Below are 1808 nucleotides of genomic sequence, written 5' to 3'. Positions count from 1 at the left end.
CTCCCAGGCCGGCGGACCGGTTCCCAACGGGTTCCCGCCGGGCCGGCCGGACGGGCCGGCGGCGCCGACCGGGCGGTGGCCGGGGTCGGCGGTCAGGCGGTGGCCGGGGTCGGCGGTCAGGCCGGGCGCAGACCTGGCGCGCCGGCCTCGCAGACAAACGACGCCGCCGTGCTGATCCCCGCGCCCGGTGCGGTGACCTGGTCGACCGTCCGGAAGTCCGCCCGCAGCCGCCGCGCGTCCAGCGTCACCAGGAGATAGCCGCGCCGGCCGTCGTAGAACCGCAGGTGCGGGTTGGCGTCCATCAGCGTCTGCCAGTTCGCCGGGCGCCGCGCGCCGTCGCCGCCGCTGGAGACGGAGGTGGTGACGAGCTCCACCGCGGCGACGCCGTTGTCCGGACCGGCCGGACCGGCCGGGTCGTGGGGGACGTCGAAGGCGTAGTGCACGTGCACGTCGCCGGTGAGGAAGACCAGGTTCGGCACACCCGCCTCGCGGGCGCCGCGCAACACGCGTGCCCGGGCCGCCGGATAGCCGTCCCAGGCGTCCATGGACAGCGGCCAGGGGCCGGCCACCCGGTTGCGCCGCCGCGCGAACACCACCTGCTGCGGGACGAGGTTCCACACCGCCCGGGACTCCCGCCAGCCGTCCAGCAGCCAGCGTTCCTGGGTGGCGCCGAGCATGGTCCGCGCCGGGTCCTCCGACTCCGGGGTGGGGAGCTTCCAGCCGTCGCCGTTCGCCTGGTCGTCCCGGTACTGCCGGGTGTCGAGCACGTCGAGCTGGGCGAGGCGTCCGTACCGCAGCCGGCGGTAGAGGCGCAGGTCGGGCCCGTCGGGGCGCTGCGGCGCGCGCAGCGGCATGTTCTCCCAGTAGGCGCGGTAGGCGGCGGCCCGGCGCAGCAGGAACTCGGCGGGCGGCAGGTTCTCCTCGGGCTTCTCGGGGATGCCGCCGGCGTAGTTGTTGTCCGTCTCGTGGTCGTCCCAGGTGACGATCCACGGGTGCGCGGCGTGCGCGGCCCGCAGGTCGGCGTCGCGGCGGTAGAGGGAGTAGCGCAGCCGGTAGTCGGTGAGTGTCGTCGTCTCCCGGTCGAAGTGCGCGGGCAGCGTGCCGGCCGGGTAGCCGCGGGCGCCGCCGGTGCTCTTCACCGGGTACTCGTAGAGGTAGTCGCCGACGTGCAGCACGGCGTCCAGGTCCTCTTCGGCCAGGTGCCGGTAGGCGGTGTAGTGGCCCTGGTCGTAGCGCTGGCAGGAGACGACGCCGAAGCGCAGCCGGGCGGGGTCGGCGTCCGGTCCCGGCGCGGTGCGGGTGCGGCCCACCGGGCTGGTCCAACCGCCGGTGTGGAAGCGGTAGTAGTAGGTGGTCGCCGGCTCCAGGCCGTCGGGCTCGACGTGCACGGAGTGGTGGAACTCCGGGTGCGCGGTGGCCACTCCGGAGCCGACGCGGCGGCGGAAGCCGGCGTCGCGCGCGATCTCCCAGCGGACGGGCACGGGTCGGTCCGGCAGTCCGCTGTCGGGCTGGTACGGGTCCGGGGCGAGTCTCGTCCACAGCACCACCGAGCCCGGCAGCGGGTCGCCGGACGCGACGCCCAGGGTGAAGGGCTGCGTGCGGATGGCGGCGCCGGGCAGCGGGGTGACGGCCCGGCTGGTGTCGGGGAGGTTGGTGGCGAAGGCGATCGCCGAGGCCGCGCCGGCGACGGTCAGGAACCGGCGGCGGTTGAGGTGACGTACGTAGGCACGGAGTTCGCGGTCTGCGCTCGCGGAGTGCGTCATGGCAGCGAGTGCAGCGCGGCGGCGTGGCGTCTCGCTGTCACGTAC

Annotated in this window: 1 protein-coding gene; it reads right to left on the bottom strand. The window is 75.3% G+C overall.

The window, feature by feature from the left end; genetic code table 11:
* Positions 1 to 116: 116 nt before the first annotated feature.
* A complete protein-coding gene (locus GL263_RS25970) occupies positions 117 to 1763 on the bottom strand; it encodes an alkaline phosphatase D family protein (protein WP_182858180.1) in 1647 nt (548 codons plus the stop codon).
* Positions 1764 to 1808 lie beyond the last annotated feature (45 nt).

This window comes from Streptomyces durbertensis (assembly GCF_014156695.1).
Classification (GTDB): domain Bacteria; phylum Actinomycetota; class Actinomycetes; order Streptomycetales; family Streptomycetaceae; genus Streptomyces; species Streptomyces durbertensis.
Note: the sequence above shows the minus strand (reverse complement) of the source record. Positions and strands in the feature narration are given on the sequence as shown.